This is a genomic window from Pantoea sp. SOD02, from assembly GCF_024707505.1.
In the GTDB taxonomy this organism is placed as follows: Bacteria; Pseudomonadota; Gammaproteobacteria; order Enterobacterales; family Enterobacteriaceae; genus Pantoea; species Pantoea symbiotica.
On sequence record NZ_CP102604.1, the window covers coordinates 2856001 to 2878018 of the forward strand.

Consider the following 22018-nt stretch of genomic DNA (forward strand, 5'->3'; position numbering starts at 1 on the left):
TGCGGTAGAAAAGGATAGGGCCGCGTTTGCTAGCGGCCCACAGAGATTAGATTGCTTTAGCCAGTTTTGACGGGCTGACCTGCCACTCCAGTTTGCCTTCGCAGGCATCTGCATCAAAGTCCACACAGGCTATCGCGGAGGTGGCGAACATCGGCGGCGCTTCCTGCGGGCAGAGTTCAGACACTAAATAACCCACCAGCGGCAGATGCGAAATCACCAGCGCCGATTTAACCCCTTTCTGCGCCAGCACCTGCAAATAGCTGGCTACCATCGCGGGATCGCCGCCTGGCGTCAGTTCCGGCAACACATCCTGCCCTTCCGGCAAATTCAGCGTTTCACGTACCGTTGCCAGCGTTTGCTCGGCGCGCAGATACGGACTCACTAATACCCGATCGATTGCTGGCGTTTTGCTGTTGAGCCAACTCGCCATTGCTCTCGATTCATCACAGCCACAGAGGGTGAGAGGTCGAACTGAATCACTCGCTGCTTCCAGAGCTGCGTCGCCATGACGCATGATAAAAACTTGCATAAAGCACCGCTGTTGTTTGTCGATATCGCCCGGTACCACAGCACCAGACGCTTCATTCTGCGAATGAACGGTGTGTTTTACCCCAATGGCTTCAGTATAGTCAACCGGTTGTTTATTAAATAAGCATATCTCAGAATGGTGCTGCGCTTACCGCTGCGCAGCCATCTGACTAACCCGCTGAATCTGTGCGCCTATTCATGATTGTGCAGAAGTGTAAAAATTCGTTTGCTGTTCTGACATTGCGATCAGCGCCTCACTTGGCGTAAAACGTTCGCCGTGTTGCTGCATTAATGAGCTTAATGCTTTGACGGTATCGCCAATGCCGCGTTGATCCATATAGCGGAACGGGCCGCCGAGGAACGGCGGGAAACCGATGCCAAATACCGCTGCAATATCGCCATCGCGCGCGTTGCGAATCACCGCTTCATCCAGACAACGTGCCGCTTCGTTCAGCATCATCATTACGCAGCGCTCGGCGATCTGCGCTTCGCTCTGCTTCGCCTGCGGTTTGATGTTCAACAGCGTGTAGATTGACGCATCAGCTTTGCGCTTGCCCGGCCAGCGCGAACGTTGGTAGAGGTAGAATCCTTTGTGGTTCTTACGCCCTTTTCTGCCGTCAGCCAGAATGGCGTTCGCGGCGCTGGGTGCGCTGAAGCGAGAACCGTAAGCCTGCTCAAGAATCGGGCTGATTTTGCTGCCGACATCAATGCCCACTTCGTCCAGCAGTTGCAACGGCCCAACCGGAAAACCGAATTTCACTAAAGCACGATCGATATGCTCAATCGGCTCACCTTCCTGCAAACAGTGCATCGCTTCATTTATATAGGGCGCGAGAATGCGGTTTACATAAAAGCCAGGACGATCTGCTACCACCACCGCTGTTTTACCCTGTTGCCGCGCCAGCTGCACCGTGTTCGCTAGCGTTTGCGCTGAGGTATTGGCATGTGGAATCACCTCCACCAGCGGCATTTTGTCCACCGGGCTGAAGTAATGCAGGCCGATAATATTTTCCGGTCGCTGCGCATGGGCGGCAATGTCGGCAATCGGTAGCGACGAGGTATTGGAGGCAAATATGGTGTGCGGCTGGCAATGACTTTCGATTTCGCTGACCATCTGCTGCTTGAGCGCCAGATCCTCAAATACCGCTTCGATCACCAGATCGCGCTGGCTGAACCCTTGATAATCGATGCCGCCGCTGATGCGCGCCATCTGCTGCTGACGTTCAGCCGCTTTCATTTGACGCCGCTTCACCTTGTTGCTCAACAAGTCCCAGCTGTATTGCAGCGCATGATTTACGCCGACGAGATTGATGTCTTTAATGCGCACCGGCAAACCGGCTTTCAGCGCCGTGACGCTGGCGATGCCGCCGCCCATCAACCCTCCGCCAAGCACGCCAATCTGCTTCAGCGTTTGCGGTTCAACACTCGCCATCGACTCTTTCTTTAAGGCGGTTGAGGCGAAGAACAGGCTACGCAGCGCGGCCGATTCTGGCGTCATCGCCAGTTGACCAAAGGCGCGCGCTTCCGCTTCGTGCCCGGCGCTGCTGCCCTGCTCCAGACCGATGCGCACCACTTCAAGAATACGGTCAGCCGCAGGATAGTTGCCCTGGGTTTTGCTGTGGGTTTGACGCTGTGCCAGTGAAAACAGCACCTGACGCGCAATCGGCCCCTGCAGCAAACGATCGCGGCGCGAAAGTTCACGGCGAGCGCCTTTTCCTTTATGTACGCGCGCAATCGCCGTTTCCAGCAGAATCGATTGCGGCACCGCGTCATCCACAATCCCGAGTTTGAGCGCCTGTTTGGCGCGCAGCTGTTTGCCAGTGAGAATCAGTGGCAGCGCCTGCTGCAAGCCAATCAGGCGCGGCAAACGTTGCGTACCGCCAGAACCCGGCAGCAAACCGAGCTGTACTTCCGGCAAACCGAGGCGCGTTTTGTCATCCAGCGAACAGATGCGCGCATCGCAGGCCAGCGCCAGCTCGAGGCCGCCGCCAAGGCAGGCACCGTGAATCGCCGCCACCACCGGAAACGGCAGCGCGGCAATCATCGCCATCACATCTTGTCCCTGCTTTGCCAGCGCTTCAGCTTCTTCAGCCGTTTTGCAGCTGGCGATCATGCTGATATCCGCACCGGCAACAAAGTTGTCTGGCTTGCCGGAGATCAACACTAATCCGGCTAAATCCTGATGGCTGCGCGCTTCATCCAGCACCGCTTTGATCTGCGGCACAAATTCGGCCTTCAGCGTGTTCATCTTCTCGCCCGGCACATCGATGGTAATCACACCGACATGATCGAGGCGCATATGTAAATGAAAGGCAGATTCGCTCATTATTCGGCCTCCAGAACCATTGCCGTGCCCAAGCCGCCCGCCGCGCAGGCGGTGACCAATCCTAAACCGCCCCCGCGCCGCCGCAATTCCTGCAGCGTTTGCGTAATCATGCGTGCGCCGGTAGCGGCAAACGGATGACCATAAGCAATCGATCCGCCGAGCACGTTAAAGCGCTCTTCATTCACTTCGCCCAGCGCATGCGGACGATTCAACACCTCGCGCGCAAAGCGTTCATCGCGGAACATTTTCAGGTTCGCTAAGGTTTGTGCGGCAAAGGCTTCATGCATATCAATCAGCGTCAGATCGTTGAGCGTGATGCCAGCGCGGTCCAGCGCCAGCGGCGAGGCGTAGGCTGGTCCGAGCAGCATGTCCTGCCAGACATCAATCGCCGTGAAGGCGTAGCTGCGCAGATAGCCGAGCGGCTGAATGCCGAGTTCGCGTGCGCGCCCTTCGCGCATCAGGATCACCGCCGCGGCACCATCGGTCAGCGGCGTGCTGTTGGCGGCGGTCACTGAACCGTGGCGACGATCAAACGCCGGACGCAGCTTGGCGTAATCGGCGGCGCTAGCGTTAAAGCGAATATTGTTGTCCTGCTCAATGGGCGCTTTCCACGGCGGCACAAACGCCGGCATCACTTCCTGGCTTAGCACGCCCGATTGCCAGGCGCGCGCCGCATGCTGGTGCGAACGCAGCGCTAACGCATCCTGCTGTTCACGCGTGATGCCGTGACTTTTCGCCATCTGCTCGGCGGTATCGCCCATACGTAATCCGGTGGAATACTCCGCCACCGCCGGTGGCACTGGCAACAGATCGCGCGGACGCAAACGACGCAGGATGCTGATTTTTTGGCTGAAACTGCGCGCTTTGTTGAGATCCACCAGCGCACGCGCCAGCGTCTTACTGACGCCAATCGGCAGCACCGAGGATGAATCCGCGCCACCGGCAATGCCGACATCAATGGTGCCCGCCATCAAACTTTCCGTCACGTTTGCCACCGCCTGAAAACTGGTGGCGCAGGCGCGACTGACGCTATACGCATCGGTATGTACGCTTAGTCCGCTGCTCAGAACAATTTCTCGCGCAATATTCGGCGCTTCAGGCATCTGCACCACCTGGCCAAACACCAGTTGATCGATAACCTCGACCGGTAATTCACTGCGCGCCATCAGTTCGCTGATCACCATGCGTCCCAACTCCAGCGCGGGAATACCGTGAAAATCGGTCGCCTGACGGGCAAAAGGGGTGCGTAATCCGTGGGTTATGGCGATACGTTCGCCCTGACGCGTCAGCAGCGGCTGCGCTTTGCTCATTGCAATCACCTGTAATTTTCGACCGGGGCATCATTGCCAAACAGGTCTGACCTGATCATCAGTGTTAACTAAGTGTTGCTAAGTAGCCAATAAGCAGAGGAAAAAAGTGCGAGGGAATACACGAAAATGAGTTAAGGCTGCCGAAGGGGTTTCGGCAGCGGCGGGTTTAGCGTAGGCCGAGCTGGAAAATCAGGGTTTCCGCCTGGCAGGCAAAGGTGAAGTCGATAGACAGGCGCACTGCATCGCCTTCATTGGCAAATTCTGCACGAATATCGCAGGGATCGGATTCCACCTGACGTGCGCGCTCGGTCAAATGCGCCAGCATCGCATCTGCCGCATGACGATCGGCAAACACGCCAGACCAGCTCGCGGTGCAATCGGTATTGTCCATCACGGTTCCCACATCTACGCAGCAGCAGGCGGCCGTTTCGTTCGCACTACATTTTTTAATGGCATCAGTCATGGTTTTCTCCTGACGATAAATTCAACACAATCGGATCATTTTCTGCCGCAAAGTGTACGCCTGCTGGGTTTTCACATCCACGATCAAGCCGCTAAGTGACGAATATCACACTAAAAATTGATCCAGAACAAAATTGAAAGCTATGTTGAAGGCGAACCGCTAAGATTTTGTTAAGCAGATCTGATTTTATCGATCAAATCAGAAATATTTAAAAAACAATATTGCAACAAATACACAGGTCGGACCTATACTCGTCGCACTGGTCTGATATGTGGTTTTGACGTCAGTCCCTACAATTCGCCGCTCTTTGTTACGCGACGTAACAACGTTAAATAATAAATCTAGATGAGGTTGTGGTCATGAACCATAAAAACCTGTTTGCAAAGTCAGCTGTGGCAGCTGCAGTAACGCTCGTCTGTTCTCATGTTTACGCCGCGGGCTTTCAACTGAATGAATTCTCAGCAATTGGTTTAGGTCGTGCGTATTCCGGTGAAGGTGCGATGGGTGATACCGCCGCCTCTGCCAGCCGTAACCCGGCAACCATGGCGTTAATGGATCGCCCTTCTTTCTCGATTGGTGCGGTTTATATTGATCCTGAAGTGGATATTAGCGGCCAAAGCCCGTCTGGTCGCAGCCTTGATGCCAAGAATATTGCGCCGAATCAGTGGATCCCTAATCTTCACTACGTGCATCCGATTAATGATCAGTGGTGGATTGGTGCGTCTGCAACCTCCAACTATGGTCTGGCAACCGAATTTAATAATGGCTATACCGCAGGTGGTTATGGCGGCAAAACCGACCTGATGACCGGCAACTTTAATATCAGCACCGCTTATCGACTGAATGAGAATTTCAGCTTCGGTATCGGCTTTGATGCGGTTTATGCCAAGGCGAAAATTGAGCGTTATGCCGGTGAATCTGGCGCAGCGCTAGGCATTCCTGCCGATACCCAAATTGCCCATTTAAAGGGCGATGAATGGGGCTACGGCTGGAACGCCGGCATTTTGTATGAAGTGGATAAGAACAACCGCTTCGGTTTCACCTATCGCTCAGAAGTTAAAATCGATTTTGACGGCGATTACAAAAGCAGCTTGCCAGGTTACGTGAACTCCCTGCCACAGGCGCAGTTGTTAGGTCTGCCATACGGCACCGGCGGCTCAACCATTCCGGGTTCTCTGACGCTGAATCTGCCTGAGATGTGGGAATTGTCCGGCTACCATAAAGTCGCACCACAATGGGCGGTTCACTATAGCCTCACGTATACCAGCTGGAGCCAATTCCAGGAGCTGAAAGCCACCGGCAGCAATGGCCAGACGCTGTTCTATAAGGATGAAGGCTTCCACGATGCTTATCGCATCGCGTTAGGTACCTCGTACTTCTATGACGACAACTGGACCTTCCGTACCGGTATCGCCTTTGATGACAGCCCGGTTCCGGCCGATAAGCGCTCTATCTCCATCCCGGATCAGGATCGTCTGTGGTTGAGCGCCGGTGCGTCATACGCGTTCAATGAAGATGCTTCAGTCGACTTGGGTATTTCTTACATGCACGGTCAGAAAGTCACCGTGAAAGAAGGCCCGTATACCTTTAACTCTGAAGGTAAAGCCTGGCTGTACGGCGCGAACTTTAACTACAAGTTCTGATGTGCAGATAGCAATGAAAACGGCGACAGTGATGTCGCCGTTTTTTTATTGCCTGTTTCTATCCGCGCGCCGGTGCCAGATCCTTCACATCCGCCGGATGTTCGCCCATCTGTAAATGCAGGCGTTTGCCGCTGTACGACGCATGCTTCGCCACCACATCCATATTCAGTTCAACGCCGAGACCCGGTTCATTCGATGGAATGATATAACCCTCTTCCCATTGAATTGGACGCTTAAGAATTTCCGCGTGAAAACCATCCCAGCAGCCAATGCTCTCCTGAATCAAAAAGTTCGGCGTACAAGCCGCTAACTGAATGCTCGCCGCTGCGCCAATCGGTCCGTTATACAGATGCGGCGCGATTTGCGCGTAATGCACCTCGGCCAGCGCGGCGATTTTCTTCGCTTCCAGCAAGCCGCCCACCCGCGCCACGTTCATCTGCAGAATGCTGGCAGCGCCGGCTTGCAGCAACTGGTGAAATTCGTATTTGGTGGTCAGGCGTTCACCTGCGGCGATAGGGATTGAGGTGCTGCGCGCCACTTGCCCCATCGCTTCAGGCTGTCCGGGCGGCACCGGCTCTTCAAACCACAACGGATCGTACTTCTCCAGCCGCTGCGCCAAACGAATGGCGGATGACGGCACCATCTGCCCATGTGTACCAAACAACAGATCGGCTTTGCTGCCGACCGCTTCACGAATGCGTTTGCAAAACAGTTCACAGCGGTCCAACACTTCAACCGAGAGTTGGTGGCCGGAATAGGCGGTGTAAGGCCCGGCAGGATCGAATTTCACCGCCGTAAAGCCTTTGCGTACGTTTTCCGCCGCACATTCCGCCGCCAGATCCGCATCGTCATAATCATATTCGCCGCGATGATTGACCGGATAAAGATAGGTATAAGAGCGCAGACGCGGCTGAACCAAGCCGCCCAGCAACTGATAAACCGGCTGATTAGCCGCCTTGCCGACGATATCCCAACAGGCCATTTCTAAACCGCTGACGACGCCCATCATGGTGAGATCGGGGCGTTGCGTGAAGCCGCTGGAGTAACATTGGCGGAACAGACGCTCGGTATGATGCGGATCCTGATTCAGCAGATAGCGTTCAAACACATCGTTGATGATCGGCACCATCGCATCAGGGTGAAAAGTGGCAGCATAAATTTCGCCTACACCTTCGATGCCGTCGTCGGTCTTAAGTTTAACAAACAGCCAATACATACCGCCGAGATGCGGTGGCGGAACGGCAACAACGTGAGTTTCCAGTGAGATAACTTTCATCAGGCTTCCTTATTTTCGATTAAAGCGAACGTGCAAACGCCAGGCGCCAAAGGCACCGCACAAGGTAATCACTACGATATAGCTGAAGAACAGCCGATATCCCATCGCTCCTGGGAAATGCTGGGTGAGATAGCCGCTGAGCAGCGGCAGGTAGATATCCGGTGAATAGCCAATCACTGAAACCAAACCAATCGCCAGGCCGGTACAGTGCGGCGGAATGTCGCAGCGATCGAGCAATGCCCAATAAAGGCCGCGCACCGCATAGGCGAACATGCCCACTAACAGCACAAAGGCAATCAGCGCAATGTGAGGGATGCCTGCTGGCAGCAGAATCAAGGCGGATATGCCGAACGCACCGCAGATCAACACGCCACAAAGTACGCCAGCCCGCGACATTTTATCCGCCAGCCAGCCGCCGCCGATGCCGCCAATCGGCCTCATCCACATTTTTCCGGCGGTAATAAATGCCGCCAGAGCTGCCGGTACGCCGTAGTCGGAAGTGCGTAAATAGGCGGAGAAATTGTAAGTCGACCAAAACAGTTGATAACCGCAGAACACCACGCTCGCCAGCAGCCAAAGATTGGGTTTTGCCGCCAGGGTTTTCAGATCAAGCCACAAATTGCTATTACGTGCGGCAACACGATCCTGATGCTGCGCGGTGGCAGGATCGCGGATAAATAGCAGAATCACCGCCAGCGTGACACACAACGAGGCATACATCAGGATGACATTGCGAAAGCCGGTTTGCTCCAGCCCCTGAGCGGCATACCAGCCAAACAACGCCACCGCAACGGTTGCCAGCGACGCTTCCACCATGCCGCGTCCACCATCCAGAATGCCAAAGAAACGTCCGCGCTCGCTGGATTGAGCAATTGAGCTCACGCGTTTGATGACCGCCGACCAGAAGGTTAATCCTGTCGACAATCCCCAGCAGGCGAAAATCAATAGTAGCCAATCAAACCCTGGCTTGCTGGCGTAAAAGTAGCCCAGTAATCCGGAAGTAAAGAGTGAAAAACAGATAAGGATACGCGGCGCAACGCGATCTGCCAGCCAGCCGCTGGGCAAATAGCAGAGCACAAAAACAGTGCCAAGTGTGGAATAGAGTTGCCCGAGCTGCAGGTCGTTGATGCCAAAAAAAGCCACCATCGTCGGTTGATAATATTGCCGCAGATACAGCAAGGGATAGATGGTGCCTGCCGCCAGCACCACCAGCGCTAGCTGGTACCAACGTTGTCGAGTGCTGAGTGAATTCACAGGCGTTTCGACGGCGGAAAGAGACTGATTTTCTGCAGATGAAGTGCTGTCTGTCATAGCTTTTCCTTGCTGATAGAAGAAGTAAACCGCTGTTTTACTTCTTCTCAACTTATCCAACAGGAATAGTGACGACTAGCGTTAAGGTTAATTTTGTAAAAGAATTGTGAAGAGAATGCGGAATTAATCCTGATATAAGATTAATAGCAAAATTTACCGTGAAGTGGATCTAACTATGATGATGAAAATTTAACTTAAGTTAAATCCAGAAAAAAAATGGCGACCTAATGGGTTAATGCTGGCAGTTAAGCGTGAATCGGTCGCCATGAATGGCGACCCTACGATGATTTACGTGAATAGGTCGCCATAAATGGCAACCCTACGGTGATTTGGTGGGGGTTTCGTAGGGTGCGCATTCATGCGCACCTGCATACATACGCCATCCTGTCTTATTCGCTGTTAAAAGTGCTGCTTTACTGCGAATCGATATCTTTCAGATCATCCTGAATCGCGCTGGCGTTCGGATTATCTTCCGGCTTCAGCTTGCCACCGTTGGCGATAAAGTCATGTCGCTGGAAGTAGGCATTACGAATGAAGGCATATGGATCTTGCTGCTGACGCAAAATGGCGTCCGAATCCAGCAACTGCGCACGGGTTTCAATCCCTTCCAGCGTCCATTTGCCCACCGAAATTGGCCAGCTCAACCAGCTTAATACCGGATAGAGCGTATCAACGAAGTCACCGCCATCTTCACGGATGGTGAAGCTGCCGTAGGCCGGCAATTCAACATACGGACCATAACCGACGCCATAACGTCCCAGCGTGCTACCAAAGCGATGCGGCACTTCACGCGCCAGCTCCGGATTGGCTTTGCCCGCCACGTCGATAAAGCCACCCAGCCCTAATACGGTGTTCAGGAAGAAGCGGGTAAAGTGGATACCTGCCTGGCGCGGCTCACCAACCAGAATGGCGTTGACCATGCTGGCAGGTTCTTCCACGTTAGCTAATACATTACTTATGCCGCTACGTGCCGGCACCGGCACATAATCGCGCCAGGCTACCGCCACCGGGCGTAGAACATACGGATCCAGCACGTTGTAGTTGAAGTTAAACATCGTGCGGTTAAAGCCTTCCAGCGGATCGCTGCGCTGCGCAGGTTCCGTATTGTCAGCCGGTTTTGAGCTGGCACAACCCACCAGCAGTAAGCTGGCTAACGCCAAACCGGTCAGGCGGTTATTCATTCTTCTCTCCCTGTGCGGATCAGTAAGGTATCGCTTCAGGGCTGCTGTTGATTAATTTCCACAGCCAGTTGCTGATGACCATTCCAGGGTGTGACCGCGCTTAATCCAAACCAGTCGCCAGACTGCGGATTGGCACTGCCGTCGCGCGAAATGCGCACCCTGACTTGCACCTGATGCTGCGCCGAAAGCAGGCGATCGGGCATCATGGCATTGCTGTCATCCAGCGTGAGCGATAACGGGAAGTGGCTCAGCGGTAAACGCTTCACAGCCACAGGCACCGGTGAAACACCGTCAGACACAGAAATATACAACACTCCGCCTTGCGGTAACATTTTTTCTGCCTGCGGCGTCAAACTCACCGTCAATGCCAGATTGCTATTTTGCTGTCCCGCGTCAGTTTTCGCTTGTTCAATGCTGCGCTCGATCATGGTGATGCGGCGATCGCCTGCCGGTAACAGTTTCAGCATCACCTGCCACGCACCAATCGCCTCGTTGTACTGCTGCTGTTCAAAGGCGTTAAACGCCAGCAGACTCAGCGTGCGCACATCGCTGTGATCGCGTTTCAGCAGCTCTTTCAGCAACACATTGGCCTGACGGTTATCCTGCGGATCGCTGGAGCGGGTCAGCACTTCGGCGTAATCCTGCTGCAGTTCGATATTGTCTGGCGCCAGCTGCAGCGCATGTTCAAATGCCTGGCTGGCATCGGTGGCGTTATTCAGCACCATGCCAAGGCGGCCCAGCATCGCCCAATCGTTGAGGTTTGAAGAGTCATTTTGCAGCGAGCTGCGTAGACCCAGCTGCAGACGCGCCAGCTCTTCCATAGTCAGCGGCTGCGCTTTGGGATCCATCACGCGCGCACGTAAGGCAGGATACTCTTGTTGCACGCTAACAAACGCGGTTTGCTGCGCCAGTCCGCCGGTTTTCAGATACATGCCAACCGACACCACCAACAGCACGATCACGCCTGGCAGCAATACCCAGCGGCTACTGCGATGAATGGTTGCGGCATCCTGCTGTGGCACATCGGTTAACAGCGTTTGTTGCAGCTCGCGCACCATTTCCGGGCGCTCAGCCACCACGCCCTCTTCTTCATCACGCTCCAGCTCGCGCAGACGCTGCTGATAAAAATCGGTGTTGAGACGATCGCGATCGCCACTGCTGGCCTCGCGCTGACGCCAGCCGGCACGCAGAAACAGCGCGATAGCCGCCAGCAGTAAAATAATCAGGGTAATCCAGAATCCAGTCATTACGGCTTCCCGTCACGCTTAAGTAACGCCGCAAGGCGCTGTTGTTCACTGTCGTCGAGTTCGCTACGCGCTCTGCCGCGGCGATTGCGCAGAATAATGATCAGCGCACCCAGTACCACAAACAGCGCTGGACCCACCCACAAAATCAGCGTGGAAGGCGTTACCGGCGGCTCATAGGTGACAAAATTACCGTAACGCGCCACCATGTAATCAATGATCTGCTGGCGATTTTCGCCCTGCTTCATCAACTCGTAGACTTTGAGCCGCATATCCGCCGCGATCATCGCATTGGAATCGGCAATGCTGTTGTTCTGGCATTTCGGGCAACGCAACGATGCAGTGAGATCGCGGTATTGCTCTTCCTGCTGCACCGAATCGAATTGATAAGTATCAATCGCCGCCCACAGGCTGGTGCTGAGCAGTATTCCCGCTAAAAGGAGAAGCAGCCGTTTCATACGCCCGCCTCCTTGCTGTATTTGTCCCACAGCGGTTTCACTTCTTCGAGCCAGACGCGATCGTTCATGTCGCCTGCGTGGCGATAACGAATGATGCCTTTACCGTCGATGAGGAAGGTTTCCGGCGCGCCGTAAACGCCGAGATCAAGACCCAGCATCCCGTTGCCGTCATACAGGCTGAGCGCATACGGATTACCCAGCGTGTTCAGCCAGGTCACCGCTTTGGTACGATCGTCCTTATAATTGAGGCCAACCACGCGAATGCCTTTTTCCGCCAGCGTATTGAGGTATTGATGCTCAGCGCGGCAGGTTGGGCACCAGGTCGCCCAGACGTTGAGCAGAATCGGCTTGCCGTCGGTTAGCACCTGCTGATCGTAGATTTTACCGGGCTGATCCAGCGCTTCCAGTTTGAACACTGGAACCGGCTTGCCGATCAGCGCCGATTCAAGACGCGTGGGATCATCGCCGTTGGCGTTGCGCGACAGCTGCCACAGCAGCGCCGCAGCCAGCAGCAGAAATAGAACTAACGGGATAAACAGGATTTTTTTGTTCATGCCAGCTCCTCGCGCTCTTCTTTTTTGCGTGAGCGATAGCGCGGATCGAACAGGCAGAACAAGCCGCCCACCGCCATAAACACGCCGCCGTACCAGATCCAGCGCACGAACGGTTTGTAGTAAATCCGCACTGCCCATGAACCGTCATCCAGCTCTTCGCCCAGCGCCGCATAGAGGTCGCGGGTGAAACCGCCGCTGATCGCCGCTTCGGTCATCATGGTGCGCGCTGCTGCATAGAAGCGTTTTTCCGCCTGCATCACCGCTTCCAGCTTGCCGTTGCGCGTCACTTCAATCACCGCCACGCCGCCGCTGTAGTTCGGCCCTTGCAGGTTGCGCACGCCGTGGAAGGTAAAGTGGTAATTGTGGATATCGACGGTATCGCCCGCCTTCATGCGTACATCACGCTCAACGCTGTATTGGGTGCTAAAGGCGATACCGACCACGGTCACCGCCACGCCTAAATGCCCCAGCACCATGCCCCAATGGCTGCGCGACAGATGACGCAAACCTTTGAAGAAGGAGTGACGATGGGTGGCGCGCTCGTGCAGTTCCATCAACGTCAGCATGATCACCCAGATCGACATCAGCAGGCCGATAACCGTCATCGCCTCAATGCGATCCTGCAGCAGCCACGGCAGCGCGATCGACAGAATCAGCGTCACCAACAGGCCAACGCCAAGGCGTTTCCACAGTTTCTGCGGCTGGTCACGACGCCAGCGCACCAGCGGACCGATACCGAGCATCAGCGCGAACGGTGCCATCAGCCAGGTAAACATAGTGTTGAAGAACGGCTCGCCCACCGAGATGCTGCCGAGACCCAGCTGTTTATGCACCAGCGGCAGCAGCGTACCGAGTAACACCACCAGCATCGCGGCGATCAGCAGCACGTTGTTACCCAGCAGGAAGGATTCACGTGACCAGGCTTCACTCTGCACACGGCTGCGCACCTGACCGCCTTTCAGCGCATACAGCAGCAGCGAGCTGCCAATCACAATCACCAGGAAGGCGAGAATAAACATGCCGCGCGCCGGATCGGAGGCGAACGAATGCACGGAAACCAGCACGCCGGAGCGCACGAGGAAAGTGCCAAGCAGGCTTAACGAGAACGCGGTAATCGCCAGTAATACCGTCCACGATTTGAAGCTACCGCGTTTTTCCGTTACCGCCAGCGAGTGCATCAGCGCGGTACCAGCCAGCCACGGCATAAAGGAGGCGTTTTCGACCGGATCCCAGAACCACCAGCCGCCCCAGCCAAGTTCGTAATAGGCCCACGCTGAACCGAGCACAATGCCGATAGTCAGGAACACCCACGCAGCGGTGGTCCACGGACGTGACCAGCGCGCCCATGCGGTATCCAGACGTCCGGCCATCAGCGAGGCAATGGCAAACGCAAAGGCCACCGAGAATCCAACATAGCCCATGTACAGCAGCGGCGGATGGAAGATCAGACCGATATCCTGCAGCATCGGGTTGAGGTCGCGCCCGTCAATCGGGAAGTTTGGCAAGGTGCGGGTAAACGGGTTCGAGGTCAGAATGATAAACAGCAGGAAACCAAGGTTAATCATGCCCATCACCGCCAGCACGCGCGCCAGCGCATCCTGCGGCATGCCGCGACTGAAGATCGCTACCGCTAACGTCCAGGTACTGAGCAGCAGCACCCACAACAGCAGTGAACCTTCGTGCGCGCCCCAGGTTGCGGCGATGCGATAATAAACCGGCAACAAGGTGTTGGAGTTGGTGGCGACATAGCCAACGGTGAAATCATTCACCACAAAGGCGTGCACCAACACGGCAAAGGAGGCGGCGACACAAATAAACATGCCCCAGGTTAGCGGGCGCGCCATGGCCATCAAACGCGCATCCTGACGCGCCGCGCCCCACAGCGGATAGACACTCAACAGCAGCGCTAAACCCAGCGCCAGACACAGCAGAAAGCTACCAATTTCCGGCATCATGATTGCGCACCTGACTGCTGATAGGCTGCCGCAGGTCCTGTGTGATTTTTCTTCATCGCATCTTCAATTTCAGGTGGCGTGTATTTTTCATCGTGTTTCGCCAGTACTTCTTTGGCGTTCACCAGATTGCCCTCTTCGAGCACGCCTTGCGCCACCACGCCCTGCCCTTCACGGAACAGGTCCGGCAGAATGCCTTCATAAGTAACACTGACCACGCCGTTGGCGTCATACAGTTTGAAAGAGACCGCGAGGGTTTTTGGATCGCGCTTAACGCTGCCCGGCATCACCATGCCGCCAATGCGCAGGCGCTGGCCCGGCTCAGGCTTCTGATGATCTTCGCCCTTGCCGTTGATAATTTCACTCGGGGTATAAAACAGGTCGATGTTGGAACGCAGCGCGTACATCACCAGCGCGGTCGCCAGGCCAAGCCCGATCAACACCGCGATCGCCACATAGAGGCGATTACGACGACGGATATTCACACGGATTCTCCCGCTGCTTCACTGGCAGCTTTTTTCGATTTAGCCGCGCGAATGCGGCGTTCCCTGGACTGACGCTGGCGAATTTCTGCCAGCAAACGGCGGCGGAACAGCACGGTGTGCAGCACCAGGCCGAATAATGGAATCAAGGTGAGGATAACGGCGAGCCAGACGTAAAAGGCATAGCCGCCCATGGCGAAGAAATCGCTCCACGATGCAAAGGCTGGCGTCATGATTTGCTTCCTCGCTGCGCCACATCAATCGCCCACGGACGATGACGCTCAGTAAACAGAATCAGGTTACGCAGGCGCATTAAGGTCAGCGCGCCAAACACCAGCAGATAGCCGAGAATGGACCAGCGCAGCGGTGTGCGCATGCTCGGATCGATGGCCTGCTGCAGAATACCGGATGAGCCCTGATGTAGCGTGTTCCACCACTGTACCGAGAAGTGAATGATCGGCAGATTAACCACGCCAACCAGAATCAAAATACCGGCGGCACGCCCTGCGGTGCGGCGGTCTTCAAAAGAGTGATAGAGCGCGATTACGCCCATATAGAGGAACAGCAGCACCAGCTCGGATGTCAGGCGGGCATCCCAGATCCACCAGGTTCCCCACATTGGTTTACCCCAGGCGGAACCGGTGATCAGCGCGATAAAGGTGAACACCGCGCCAATCGGCGCCATCGCCGCTGAGACCAGATCGGCCATCTTCATCTGCCACACCAGGCCGATAAACGCCGCGATAGCCATTGACGCGTACACGCCCATCGACCACATCGCCGCAGGCACGTGAATGTACATAATCCGGAAGCTGTTGCCCTGCTGATAATCCGCCGGTGCAAAGCCGAAGCCCCAAACCCAACCGAGTAACAGTGTGCTAACACCCAGCACCGCGAACCACGGAATCAAGCGACCGCATAGCTGGTAAAGCCGCTCAGGCTTTGCCCACTGGTGTAACCATTTCCACATTTTGCATAGCTCACAATAAAGAGAATTCAGGTTTCGGCCGCTCTGAGGCGACACGAATTAATGCAGACTGATACGTAAGGCCGCTGCTGTCGCAAACGGCGACAATGTAGCGCTGACGGCCAACATCGCGCCAAGAATCGCCAGATAACCACCGATCGGCAATCCCATCCCGGCGGCATCAATCGCCGCGCTGGCGAATATCAAAACCGGTATCGACAACGGCAATACCAGCAAACTCAGTAATACGCCGCCGCGCCGCAGCCCAACGGTTAAACCGGTACCAATCGCGCCGAGAAAGCTCAGCGTTGGCGTGCCAAGTAGCAGCGTTAATGCCATCGCGCGCCAGCCGGCAAAATCCAGCGACAGCAATAAAGCCGCCAGCGGCGACAGTAAAATCAGCGGTAGCCCGGTAATCAGCCAGTGAGCAATCACTTTGCCCAGCACGGTGACCGGCAGCGGCGTTGGCAACAGAAGTAGTTGCTCGAGCGAACCATCAAGAAAATCGTCACGAAACAGCCGTTCCAGCGCCAGCAATGAGGCCAGTAACGCGGCAACCCACGCCACGCCCGGCGCAATGCGCGCCAGCTGCTGCGGCTCTGGTCCGATACCTAACGGAAACAGCGTGATAACAATCAGGAAAAACCACAGCGGATTGATCACTTCCGCGCCGCTGCGAAAGGCAATTTTTAATTCGCGCTGAATGACCCGGCCTAACATCAAGCCCACTCCGAAGTAAGACGAATTTTACGCACGCGCGCGCTGTTATCGGGCAGATCCTGATGGGTGGTCAGAATCACCGCTCCGCCGTTATCGGCATGGGTGGCGAATCGCGCCATTAATTTTTCTACGCCGCCTTTATCGATGGCGGTTAAGGGCTCATCGAGGATCCATACCGACGCCGGGCTGAGCCACAGGCGGGCTAATGCCACGCGCCGCTGCTGTCCGGCAGAGAGTTGCGCCACCGGCACCTCTTCAAAACCCAGCAGATCGACCTGCTCAAGCGCATCAAAAATCGCGTCTTCATTGCTGCTGCCGTGCCAGAAATGCAGGTTCTCCAGCGGTGAGAGTACCGATTTCACGCCGGGGTGATGGCCAAGATAGAGCAGATTTTGTTGCCATATTTCGCGCTGTTGGCGAATAGGCTGTGACTGCCACATCACGTCGCCCTCTTCCGCCCGGCTTAATCCGGCCAGCAGGCGCAGCAGCGAGGTTTTCCCGGCTCCGTTTGGCCCTTCAATTTGCACAATGTCACCCGGTTGCACACGGAAGCTCAACCCATGAAACAAGGTTCGCTCATCACGAACGCATGAGAGATTAATGACTTCGAGCATAGAAGGGAGAATCACGGCAATGAATGAGGCGGCGATAATACCACATTGAATCTGTGGGCCGAAGTCTGTGAGCTGGCTCCCACTTACCCCAAATGGGGTATTCGTGCGCATCAGATCAAGAAATCGTTCAAAAAACCAACTCGGTTAAAATTTCGTTACTCTTAAATTGAATCTTCGTAACAAATTGACCTTGCCAAAACCAGCTACGCTTATTACGCAATGGCATTATCACCCGAGGGAAACATGAAACAATCACCATCGATTTCAAAGAGTGACAACGATGTAGAGAGTGATGAAAAGGAACAAGGCAAGGAGATTGAAGTCGATGAAGATGCCCTGCCCTCGCAGGCTGCGGCAATTCATGAGGAGATACGTCAGGACGGTGAAAAAGAGCTCGAGCGCGACGGTATGGCGCTGCTTTGGTCGGCGGTAGCGGCGGGATTGTCGATGAGCGCTTCGCTGATGGCGAAAGGCATTTTTCAGGTCCACCTCAAAGGCGTGCCCGGCGCATTTTTACTGGAAAATCTTGGTTATACCTTTGGCTTTGTCATTGTGATTATGGCGCGCCAGCAACTGTTCACCGAGAACACCGTTACCGCCGTTTTGCCGGTAATGCACAAACCCACCGGCAGCAATTTTGCGCTGCTGTTGCGACTGTGGAGCGTAGTGCTGCTCGGCAATCTGATTGGTACCGCGTTGGGCGCGCTCGCTTTTAATCATATGCCGATATTCGACGATGCGACGCGTCAGGCGTTTACCGCCATCAGTGAAAAAGTGATGGTCAATTCCCCCAGCGAAATGTTCGCCAATGCGGTGATCTCCGGCTGGATTATCGCCACCATGGTGTGGATGTTCCCGTATGCGGGCGCAGCAAAAATTGTGGTGATCGTGATGATGACCTGGCTGGTGGCGTTAGGGGATTTAGCGCATATCGTGGTCGGTTCGGTCGAGGTGCTGTATCTGGTGTTTGCCGGCACGCTGCCTTGGTACGAATTCTTCTGGCCCTTTGCCTTGCCTACGCTGCTTGGCAACATCACGGGCGGTACGCTGATATTTGCCTTGATTAGCCATGCGCAGATTCGTAACGATATGAGTGAAGCGGCGAAAGCCAAAGCACGAGCGGAGCAGAAGCGGAAAGAGAAGCAAAAACAGGCGTAAGCCTGGTCTTAAATTGCTGATAGATTGAGCAAACAACCGACGCATAGTTAAAATCAGGTTCGCGGTGCGCTATACTGCGCGCCCGGCGTCTCCTTAGTTAAATGGATATAACGAGCCCCTCCTAAGGGCTAGTTGCAGGTTCGATTCCTGCAGGGGACACTTTTTGCAAGTCTCAGTTTGTCTCATAAAGTTTAAATCCTCTTTTAAAACATACTCATACACCACTCATCATGTCCAGCACCGTCCAGTAAAGTTCAATGGAATCTATACACAGTTGTGTATAAAATTGCGTATAACTCAGTTCGATCTTTTTTCTATACACATGCTGCTATCTGATATTCAAATTAAACGTGCTAAACCGCAAGACAAGCCCTATACGCTCAACGATGGCGCAGGGCTATCGCTGTTGGTTGATGTCAATGGTGCCAAGGGCTGGCGATTCCGTTACCGCTTTGTAGGCAAACCCAAAATGATCTCATTTGGCGTTTACGGGGAAGTTTCGCTTGCAGAGGCACGCCGCAAACGTGAGGAGGCGCGTGCGATGCTAGCTAAGGGGATCAATCCCAGCGACGCACGTAAAGCCGATAAAATAGCGCTGCGTTTCTCGCATGAGAATAGCTTTGAAGCCGTTGCCAGAGAATGGCACAGCGGTAAGAAGTCAACTTGGACGGATGGTTATGCTAAAGAAGTTTTGGACTGCCTTGAGCGCGATATTTTTCCTTACGTTGGCCATAGGCCCATTGAGCTAATAGAGCCGCTCGAGCTATTGGCCGTACTGCAAAAAATAGAGAAGCGTGGCGCACTTGAGCAGGCAAGCAAGATCCGCCGCCGCTGCGGTGAAGTCCTCCGTTTTGCAGTGGTAACTGGCCGAGCAAAGTACAATTTTGCTCCCGATTTGGCAATCGCCTTAAACAAGCCAAAACAGAACCACTTTCCGTTCCTTACAGAGAAAGAGATTCCAGCTTTCGTTGAAGCGCTTGAAGGATATCAGGGCAGCTTACTGACTAAATACGCTACTCAGCTCCTCATGCTTACCGGTGTCCGCACCGTTGAACTCCGAGAGGCTTCATGGTGTGAGTTTGATTTGGATAACGCTCTATGGGAAATCCCAAAAGAACGAATGAAAAAGCGCCGTTCTCATTTAGTGCCGCTATCGTCTCAAGCGGTTGAGATTTTGAAGAAGCTGAAGGTGATTTCCGGCAAATATCAGCTAGTGTTCCCAGGCAGAAACGACGTTAGAAAGCCGATGAGCGATGCCAGCATCAATAAAGTGATAAAGATGCTTGGCTATCATGGACGGCTAACGGGGCATGGTTTCCGCCATATGATGAGCACGATCTTGCATGAACATGGCTTTGAAAGCGCATGGATAGAAATGCAGCTTGCGCATGTTGATAAGAATTCAATTAGAGGTACTTACAATCATGCGCAATACATTGAAAAAAGAAGAGATATGCTTCAATGGTATGCAGAACATACCACCATTATTAAAAAGTAATAACTATAAGCATTCAATCAAATTAGATCATCTTCCAGAACACCACCAATGGCGCTTTCAATTATCTCAGCACTTTTAACTATAAACTTAGCACGTTCAAGCAGTTCGTCATAACATATAATATCTATGCTCTTAAGATTCCTGCGATATAGCTCAAATGTTTTCTTTTTAATTTCCTTTTCCCGCTCACTACCATCTATTGAACTTAATGATCCGATAATTAATATGCATTCAGCGTCATATGTTTTTTCAGAGATACGTTCTCCCTTTGAATTATAGTTCTCTCTCTGACTCTCGATTTCCCAGTTAGCTTTCTGGGCCAGTATTTGGCTGACCGCATCTGTTAACTCACTTGAAAGCCTCCATGAATCAGCTCTGTTTTTTCTGTTAACAAAAAGACTTGTTTCTGGAGTCTTTAGTTCAACAATTTTAGTGAAACGAGAATCAGAAATAAGAAAATCAGTTATCACATCATTTGAACCATTCAAGTCAGTATGTGATATATGGGCCTCGCGCTGAATAATCTTGAGGTATTTATACCTAAGACCGTAACCAAATAACCACTCATTCTGCTCAAAAAAAGCCTGCCATTGCGGCTCATTATATTGAGCCGCGTTATCAAACATCATTTGATATTTGGTTAAGCTATCTTTCCTACCCAAAATAGTATTAATATCATCATTTGTTAGGCGATTAGTGATTACATTTTGGAGAGCTAAAACCAATGAGGTATTATCAGCATGTTCAAGTAATCTCATAATTTGCTCATGGTTAGCTCCCACTTCAACAAAACGCCCTGTTGCCGTCGAACTTACATCACGAATTACGCTATATTTAGATAAGTGCTGATAAAGGGCTTTTAAATGACCAATTTCTAATTGGCAAGTGAATCTAGGTGCTCCAGTATTTGAGCAATGAGCAAATATATTAGATTTTAATTCCGACGCATCCTTTGATTCCTGGTCGAGCCCAGAAATATTTAACTTTAATTCATTTACTCCGTCACTACCAATAATAAAAGAATGATCGATACTCATGCTTACACCTTTGCAATCACATTAGCATAGCCAGCCCATGATGGATTATATGCATGATGAATTTCAAAAGCAGGTGATTCATCTAAAATTTTAACATTTGAAATCTCGAGAATATCAAACATTCTAAACTCATTATATCCTTTTCCAGAATCTGTAACTCCAGCAGTTTGAACCAAATGAACTTTGGTAGACTCTGTATCATCTTTTTTTCTCATTATAAAAACAGCATGAGTATTCCCTATCCTTTCGCCAGCGATCTTACCTTCTTTATTATACTCAAAAGAAATTGGTTTACGTTGCTGGATCGCTTGCTGTAATAGTTTTAATGACATAACACTTTCCTTATGCATTGAAATGAATAATAGATATCGTTAATTTGATTAGCGGATTTTCAGATAGAAGCGTTCTTTCACATTCAATACAACAATTAGCTGAAATTTTGTCAAGCTTTTTCCATATAGGTATGCGATCTATTGTTTCACGAAAACGGCGCTACACCGCACCCGCCTGCGGTTTCCGTATTAAGAAATTATTTCAGTTTCGCTTTTCTTCAAAGCACTGTCTCCGCCCACGGCAGCAAAGGGGTTATGGCTCATACCCCTAACTGAAATCGTTGAAAGGAATTTCACTATTTTTCAGTTCCGCAACAACTTCAAGTCATCCGAGAAGAAAGTAAGCTATTGATATTTAATGGGATTTAATTTTTATGTGACCAAGAAAATTATTATCAGTCAAAATAATTGGAATATAACAAATTGATATTTAATGACTTTATCAGAATGACTACTGAAATTTTTTCATCCAAAAAGTAAGCCGGGCGCTCACGTTCTGCCCGGCATAGTAGTTAACTCTTAATCTCTTCCTCTCTAAGTAACTCAAGCACCTGTTTACGCTCATCCCGACCAAGTGCGTTTAGCAGCTCCCTTACCCTTCCATCTCCAGCTAACGCACTGGGACTGATGGTATGTGAAAACGAGACGTTCATTACAAAGGTGTGCCCACATTCCAGATTGGTGCACTGGCAATAAACATCTGATAGCTGAGGATGCTTTCTGTTGGTTTTGCGTATCGTTGCGTCCGCTAGGCAAACCGGGCAAGTCATTTTCATTATTCGCATGGTTGTTCCTTCAAAACATGCCCGCCAGATTGAAGGCATTTGGCACGGCTATCTATCTCTGAGATGTGTAACAGTGGTAACGCTGGTAACACCCTTGTTTTATATAGATAAAATCTGTTACCACTGCTGTTTTTACTTAGGTAATGAGTGGTAACAAGCGCAATTCTGTTACCAGTGTT

At 52.7% G+C, this 22018-nt stretch carries 22 protein-coding genes and 1 tRNA gene; 4 read left to right on the top strand and 19 right to left on the bottom strand.

Annotated elements, in window-relative coordinates:
• Positions 1-46: 46 nt before the first annotated feature.
• From sixA to NR302_RS13265, 4 genes are all read right to left on the bottom strand, one after another.
• A complete protein-coding gene (sixA, locus tag NR302_RS13250; RefSeq protein ID WP_036647371.1) occupies positions 47-529 on the bottom strand; it encodes a phosphohistidine phosphatase SixA in 483 nt (160 codons plus the stop codon).
• A gap of 195 nt (positions 530-724) precedes the next feature.
• Positions 725-2854, bottom strand: a complete 2130-nt coding sequence (fadJ, locus tag NR302_RS13255; RefSeq protein WP_258143684.1) for a fatty acid oxidation complex subunit alpha FadJ — start codon at positions 2852-2854, stop codon at positions 725-727.
• On the bottom strand, positions 2854-4164 hold the full coding sequence (gene fadI / locus NR302_RS13260; protein ID WP_258143685.1) for an acetyl-CoA C-acyltransferase FadI: 1311 nt from the start codon (positions 4162-4164) through the stop codon (positions 2854-2856). Before fadI ends, fadJ begins: the two co-directional genes overlap by 1 nt.
• 166 nt (positions 4165-4330) lie before the next feature.
• Positions 4331-4627, bottom strand: a complete 297-nt coding sequence (locus NR302_RS13265) for a YfcZ/YiiS family protein (protein ID WP_073980747.1) — start codon at positions 4625-4627, stop codon at positions 4331-4333.
• A gap of 359 nt (positions 4628-4986) precedes the next feature.
• Between NR302_RS13265 and fadL the strand changes: the two genes are divergently transcribed.
• Positions 4987-6270 carry a long-chain fatty acid transporter FadL gene (gene fadL / locus NR302_RS13270; protein ID WP_008101276.1) on the top strand — a complete coding sequence of 428 codons (1284 nt, stop codon included), beginning with the start codon at positions 4987-4989 and terminating at the stop codon, positions 6268-6270.
• Positions 6271-6328: 58 nt separating this feature from the next.
• Here the strand turns inward: fadL and NR302_RS13275 are convergent, their stop codons facing one another.
• The 12 genes from NR302_RS13275 to ccmA all read right to left on the bottom strand — a co-directional run bounded on the left by NR302_RS13275 (position 6329) and on the right by ccmA (position 17029).
• Positions 6329-7546: a mandelate racemase/muconate lactonizing enzyme family protein gene (locus NR302_RS13275; protein ID WP_258143686.1), complete on the bottom strand. Its 1218-nt coding sequence runs from the start codon at positions 7544-7546 to the stop codon at positions 6329-6331.
• 9 nt (positions 7547-7555) lie between these two features.
• Positions 7556-8857 carry a nitrate/nitrite transporter gene (locus NR302_RS13280; protein ID WP_258143687.1) on the bottom strand — a complete coding sequence of 434 codons (1302 nt, stop codon included), beginning with the start codon at positions 8855-8857 and terminating at the stop codon, positions 7556-7558.
• A 413-nt stretch (positions 8858-9270) separates the two neighbouring features.
• Positions 9271-10038 (bottom strand): phospholipid-binding lipoprotein MlaA, encoded by a 768-nt coding sequence (gene mlaA / locus NR302_RS13285; protein ID WP_061717873.1) that lies wholly within the window; start codon positions 10036-10038, stop codon positions 9271-9273.
• Positions 10039-10073: 35 nt separating this feature from the next.
• Positions 10074-11285, bottom strand: a complete 1212-nt coding sequence (ccmI, locus tag NR302_RS13290; RefSeq protein ID WP_258143688.1) for a c-type cytochrome biogenesis protein CcmI — start codon at positions 11283-11285, stop codon at positions 10074-10076.
• Positions 11285-11740, bottom strand: a complete 456-nt coding sequence (locus NR302_RS13295; RefSeq protein ID WP_008101286.1) for a cytochrome c-type biogenesis protein — start codon at positions 11738-11740, stop codon at positions 11285-11287. Before NR302_RS13295 ends, ccmI begins: the two co-directional genes overlap by 1 nt.
• Positions 11737-12294 carry a DsbE family thiol:disulfide interchange protein gene (locus NR302_RS13300; protein WP_061717875.1) on the bottom strand — a complete coding sequence of 186 codons (558 nt, stop codon included), beginning with the start codon at positions 12292-12294 and terminating at the stop codon, positions 11737-11739. Before NR302_RS13300 ends, NR302_RS13295 begins: the two co-directional genes overlap by 4 nt.
• Positions 12291-14249, bottom strand: coding sequence for a heme lyase CcmF/NrfE family subunit (locus tag NR302_RS13305; RefSeq protein WP_061717876.1), 1959 nt, complete (start codon positions 14247-14249; stop codon positions 12291-12293). The genes NR302_RS13300 and NR302_RS13305 overlap by 4 nt, the downstream gene beginning before the upstream one ends.
• Positions 14246-14731 carry a cytochrome c maturation protein CcmE gene (gene ccmE / locus NR302_RS13310; protein WP_008101293.1) on the bottom strand — a complete coding sequence of 162 codons (486 nt, stop codon included), beginning with the start codon at positions 14729-14731 and terminating at the stop codon, positions 14246-14248. Before ccmE ends, NR302_RS13305 begins: the two co-directional genes overlap by 4 nt.
• Positions 14728-14961, bottom strand: a complete 234-nt coding sequence (gene ccmD, locus NR302_RS13315; protein ID WP_008101295.1) for a heme exporter protein CcmD — start codon at positions 14959-14961, stop codon at positions 14728-14730. The genes ccmE and ccmD overlap by 4 nt, the downstream gene beginning before the upstream one ends.
• A complete protein-coding gene (locus tag NR302_RS13320; protein WP_258143689.1) occupies positions 14958-15698 on the bottom strand; it encodes a heme ABC transporter permease in 741 nt (246 codons plus the stop codon). The genes ccmD and NR302_RS13320 overlap by 4 nt, the downstream gene beginning before the upstream one ends.
• 57 nt (positions 15699-15755) lie before the next feature.
• Entirely contained in the window at positions 15756-16415 is a 660-nt protein-coding gene (gene ccmB, locus NR302_RS13325) for a heme exporter protein CcmB (RefSeq protein ID WP_008101298.1), read from the bottom strand.
• On the bottom strand, positions 16415-17029 hold the full coding sequence (ccmA, locus tag NR302_RS13330; protein WP_061717880.1) for a cytochrome c biogenesis heme-transporting ATPase CcmA: 615 nt from the start codon (positions 17027-17029) through the stop codon (positions 16415-16417). Before ccmA ends, ccmB begins: the two co-directional genes overlap by 1 nt.
• A gap of 243 nt (positions 17030-17272) precedes the next feature.
• On the opposite strand from ccmA, the gene NR302_RS13335 reads away from it, so the two are divergent.
• From NR302_RS13335 to NR302_RS13345, 3 genes are all read left to right on the top strand, one after another.
• Complete coding sequence (locus NR302_RS13335) at positions 17273-18187, top strand: formate/nitrite transporter family protein (RefSeq protein WP_061717881.1); 915 nt, start codon at positions 17273-17275, stop codon at positions 18185-18187.
• Between the two features lie 87 nt (positions 18188-18274).
• Positions 18275-18346: transfer RNA gene (locus tag NR302_RS13340), tRNA-Arg, on the top strand.
• Between the two features lie 163 nt (positions 18347-18509).
• Positions 18510-19685: a tyrosine-type recombinase/integrase gene (locus NR302_RS13345; protein WP_258145196.1), complete on the top strand. Its 1176-nt coding sequence runs from the start codon at positions 18510-18512 to the stop codon at positions 19683-19685.
• Positions 19686-19702: 17 nt separating this feature from the next.
• Here NR302_RS13345 and NR302_RS13350 read toward each other — a convergent pair whose 3' ends face one another.
• From NR302_RS13350 to NR302_RS13360, 3 genes are all read right to left on the bottom strand, one after another.
• A complete protein-coding gene (locus NR302_RS13350) occupies positions 19703-20722 on the bottom strand; it encodes a Shedu immune nuclease family protein (RefSeq protein ID WP_258143690.1) in 1020 nt (339 codons plus the stop codon).
• A gap of 2 nt (positions 20723-20724) precedes the next feature.
• On the bottom strand, positions 20725-21054 hold the full coding sequence (locus NR302_RS13355; protein WP_258143691.1) for a hypothetical protein: 330 nt from the start codon (positions 21052-21054) through the stop codon (positions 20725-20727).
• A 512-nt stretch (positions 21055-21566) separates the two neighbouring features.
• The gene (locus NR302_RS13360) at positions 21567-21839 is read right to left on the bottom strand and encodes an ogr/Delta-like zinc finger family protein (protein ID WP_154190382.1); all 273 of its coding nucleotides are present in this window, start codon (positions 21837-21839) and stop codon (positions 21567-21569) included.
• Positions 21840-22018 lie beyond the last annotated feature (179 nt).